At 66.4% G+C, this 4,334-nt stretch carries 3 protein-coding genes and 1 pseudogene; 3 read left to right on the forward strand and 1 reads right to left on the reverse strand.

Annotated elements, in window-relative coordinates; all coding sequences use genetic code 11:
- Positions 1–1,400, reverse strand: a pseudogene (locus ACE5CZ_RS11055) (DNA-directed RNA polymerase subunit beta); the annotation flags it as partial.
- A gap of 291 nt (positions 1,401–1,691) precedes the next feature.
- Between ACE5CZ_RS11055 and ACE5CZ_RS11060 the strand changes: the two are divergent.
- The 3 genes from ACE5CZ_RS11060 to ACE5CZ_RS11070 form a co-directional block, all read left to right on the forward strand.
- Positions 1,692–2,582 carry a spermidine synthase gene (locus ACE5CZ_RS11060; protein WP_374947383.1) on the forward strand — a complete coding sequence of 297 codons (891 nt, stop codon included), beginning with the start codon at positions 1,692–1,694 and terminating at the stop codon, positions 2,580–2,582.
- A gap of 25 nt (positions 2,583–2,607) precedes the next feature.
- Positions 2,608–3,786, forward strand: a complete 1,179-nt coding sequence (locus ACE5CZ_RS11065) for a PQQ-dependent sugar dehydrogenase (protein ID WP_374947384.1) — start codon at positions 2,608–2,610, stop codon at positions 3,784–3,786.
- 77 nt (positions 3,787–3,863) lie between these two features.
- Positions 3,864–4,334: hypothetical protein (locus ACE5CZ_RS11070; protein WP_374947385.1), on the forward strand; the 471-nt coding region annotated here is incomplete at its 3' end.

Here is a 4,334-nt window from a genome sequence, read left to right on the forward strand (position 1 = left end):
TGCGACGGGTGAACGTCTCGCACCTCGACACCGGCGCGCTCACGACTCAGACCACCCGGGCCCAGCGCCGACAGCCGACGCTTGTGCGTCAGGCCCGCGAGGGGGTTGTTCTGGTCCATGAACTGCGACAGCTGGCTGGTACCGAAGAACTCCTTGATCGCGGCGACGACGGGGCGCACGTTGATCAGGGTCTGCGGCGTGATCGCCTCGATGTCTTGAGTCGTCATGCGCTCGCGAACGACGCGCTCCATGCGCGACAGGCCCGTGCGGACCTGGTTCTGGATGAGCTCGCCGACGGCGCGGATGCGACGGTTTCCGAAGTGGTCGATGTCATCGACGTCGAGACGGATGTCGACCTTCTTGCCCTCGCGGGTGCCGGGGATGGTGGTCTGGTTGTCGTGCAAGGCGACCAGGTACTTGATCGTGGCGATGATGTCCTCGACCGTGAGCACGGAGTTGCTGAGCGCGCTCTCGATGCCGAGCTTGCGGTTGATCTTGTAACGACCCACCTTCGCGAGGTCGTAGCGCTTCGAGTTGAAGTAGAAGTTGTCGAGCAGCGCACGCGCGGCCTCGGCGGCGACCTGCTCGCCCGGGCGGAGCTTGCGGTAGATGTCTTTGAGCGCCTCTTCTTTGGTGAGGATCGTGTCCTTCTCGAGGGTGGCCTCGATGGATGCGTATCCCTTGAACTCGGAGAGGATCTCTTCGCTCGTGAGGCCCAGGGCCTTGAGGAAGACGGTGACGCTCTGCTTGCGCTTGCGGTCGATGCGAACGCCGACCTGGTCGCGCTTGTCGATCTCGAACTCGAGCCAGGCACCACGGCTCGGGATGATGCGCGAGGAGTAGATGTCCTTGTCGGAGGTCTTCTCCTGGGCGCGCTCGAAGTAGACGCCCGGGCTGCGGACGAGCTGCGAGACGACGACACGCTCGGTGCCGTTGATGATGAACGTTCCGCGCTCGGTCATCAGGGGGAAGTCGCCCATGAAGACGGTCTGCGTCTTGATCTCACCGGTCTGGTGGTTCATGAACTCGGCCTCGACGTAGAGGGGAGCCGCGTAGGTCTTGCCGCGCTCCTTGCACTCGTCGATCGTGTACTTCTCGGGCTCGAGGAACGGAGCGGTGAAGCTCAGCTGCATCGTCTCGCCGAGGTCTTCGATCGGAGAGATCTCTTCGAAGATCTCCTCGAGTCCCGAGTTGTTGGCCAGGTCTTGACGACCGGCCTTCTTCGCCTCGGCGACGCGCTCTTTCCAGATGTCGTTGCCGACGAGCCAGTCGAAGCTCTCGGTCTGCAGGGCGAGCAGATCCGGGACCGTCAGAGTGTCTGTGATCTTCGCGAACGAGAGACGCGATGCGTTTCTCCCGGTCTTGGGTGAGTTGGTGGTTGCGTTGCGCGCAGCAGCCAAGGAAATAACCTCCGTGGACCCCGTCGGGTCTCAGTACTGTCGGTTGACTAATAAACAGGGATATTCGTTTGCGATCGCACCCGGCTTCGACCTACATTTGTCGAGAAGTTCGGGGATGTAAGACCATGGCTGCCGACCGCGATATGAGGGCATGGTTTTACTGGGAGCGCAAAGGTCAACTATAGGCACAATCGACGCGCCTGTCCACTGCTTTTCTTGATAAGTTTCTGAATCTCCGGTATAACCGCCCGCATCTGCGTTCCTCACACCCGTCGCAGGGATACTGGAACCATGAGCAGATCCACGCGAGGCGCCGATCGGGGCGAGTCCGAGCATCCATCGGCCACCCTCTCGAAAAGCGGTTTCCACGCCCGGATCGAGTCCGACCCCTACGCCCCCGGCAGCTTTCTGCTGGTCGTCGACGGCACGCCCCAGTCGCACGTCGACCTCGACGATCCCACCCATCTCTCGTTCGAATACGTGCGTCGCATCGGCCACGGCATCGACCTGCTGCGCCCCGAGGGCGAGGCGATCACCGCCGTGCACCTCGGCGGAGGCGGCCTGACCCTTCCCCGCTATGTCGCGGCCACGCGTGCCGGATCGCGCCAGCAGGTCGTCGAGTACGAGAGCGAACTCGTCGACCTCGTGCGCCGGGAGCTGCCCCTGCCCCGCGACGCGCAGATCCGCATCCGGCACGGCGACGCCCGCGAACAGCTCGCCGCCTTTCCGCCGGGGCTCGTCGGCAATGTCGATCTGCTGGTGGTGGATGTCTTCTCGGGCGCGCGCACGCCGGCCCACGTCACGAGCGCCGAGTTCTACACCCTCTGCCACACTCTGCTCGCGGCCGACGGCCTGGTCGCCGTGAACGTGGCAGACGGCGCCGGCCTCGCCTTCGCGCGCGGGCAGGCCGCCACCCTGTCGAGCGTCTTCGAGCACGTGTCGATCGTTCTCGATTCGCAGATGCTGAAGGCCAAGCGCTTCGGCAACGTGGTCATGTTCGGCTCGAGCTCTCCCTTGCCCTTCGAGCGCATGCCGCGGCTCGTGGCCGGCGACCCCGTCGCATCCAAAGTCGTCGCGGGCGCCGAACTGCGCAACTTCATCGCGGGCGCACCTATCGTCACCGACCAGACCGCGGTGAAGTCGCCTCCTCCGGGGCGCAGCATCTTCCAGCTCAAGCCCTGACCGGGGCGTACAGACAGGAGAAACCATGAGCATCCGCCGAACCAGCGCGGCCCTGGCAGCGGCCGCCATCACGATGCTCGTGCTGGCCGGATGCGAGGCGCCGCGCCCCGAGCGAACGGTCGCGACGGCGACGCCTCCGGCCTCCATGTCGCCCACACCGACGCCCACGCCCAACTCCACTCCCGCCGCTCGCCCGCTCACGGGCCCATACACGCCCACCGGCGAACTGACCCCGCTTGCCAACGACCTCGCCGCCCCCTGGTCGATCGCGCCTGTCGGAACCGACGGCATCCTGATCTCTGAACGGGACTCGGGCCAGATCGTGCTCGTCGACCCGGCCGGCCAGAAGCGGGCGATCGGCGGAGTCGGGGGCGTCGCGGCGGCAGGTGAGGGCGGCCTCCTCGGCATCGCCGTGCACGGCGACGGCGCCGAGCGTCGCCTGTTCGCCTATTTCACGAGCGCCGATGACAACCGCGTCGTGTCGTGTGCGCTCACCGGGGCGGGAGCATCCCTCGCGCTGGGGCCCGCGACCGAGGTGATCAGCGGGCTCCCCAAGGCCTCGAACCACAATGGCGGCCGCATCGCCTTCGGCCCCGACGGCATGCTCTACGTCACGACGGGCGACGCGAACGAACGCGACCGAGCGCAGGACGCGGGCTATCTCGGCGGCAAGATCCTGCGACTGGATGCCTCGGGCTCGGTTCCCGCAGACAACCCGTTTCCGGGATCGCCGGTCTACAGCCTCGGCCACCGCAACCCGCAGGGGATCGCCTGGGGCGCCGACGGAACCATGTACGCCGCAGAGTTCGGCCAGGACACGTGGGACGAGCTCAACATCATCGTTCCCGGGGCGAACTACGGCTGGCCGACGGTCGAGGGCGTCGATGACGCAGACGCCCGCTTCGTGGCGCCGATCGCGCAGTGGGCCACCGACGATGCCAGTCCCAGCGGAATCGCCGTGGTGGGCAACACCGTCTTCATGGCCGGACTCGGCGGCGAGAGGCTGTGGACGATCGACCCCGTCGAGGGCGCCGACTCGCAGACGCGGGAGTTCTTCGGCGGCCAGCTCGGCCGGATCCGTGACGTGCACGCGACGGACGACGGCAGCCTGCTGCTGATCACCAACAACACCGATGGCCGCGGCGAGCCCCGGTCGGGGGACGACACGCTGTATCGCGTCACGCTCGCGCCGACCTCCGGATAGGGTGGTTCGAAGCCTCTGCAACCGACATCTTCGGCCGCGGCAGCAGCACGCGCCAAGCAACGGAGTACCTGACACACGTGAGCATCATCACCGGCTACGACCCTCGCAACCTGAGAGAGAAGATTGACGTCGCTGCGGCATCCGCGAGGCTCAGCGAGCTCGGCCAGCTGCGCAGTCTCTCGGCCCTCAACGAGAAGGTCGGCTTGTACCGCCTTCTCGGTCGGCTCGACGAGGCCTGGACCGTGGCGAACGAGGCCGTGCGGCACACCCGCTTCTCGGGAGATCGCGAACAGTTGCTCGGAGCCCGCGTCAGGCGCGCCCAGGTGCAGCAGTACCAGGGAAAGCTGCAGGCCGCGCTCTCCGAGTTGTCGCTGTGCGTCGACGAGGCGCGGGTGCACGAGTGGGGCCCACTCGAGGCGGCGGCGCAGCTGACTCGAGGCAAGGTCCTCTTCGACCTGGGCGACTACGTGGCGGCTCTCGCCGACTTCACGTCGACCGTGTTCCTCTACGAGAAGATGGGCGCGTCGCTCGATCAACTCGAGAGCTCG

Origin of the sequence: Agreia sp. (genome assembly GCF_964263775.1) — a bacterium.
Taxonomy (GTDB): domain Bacteria; phylum Actinomycetota; class Actinomycetes; order Actinomycetales; family Microbacteriaceae; genus Agreia.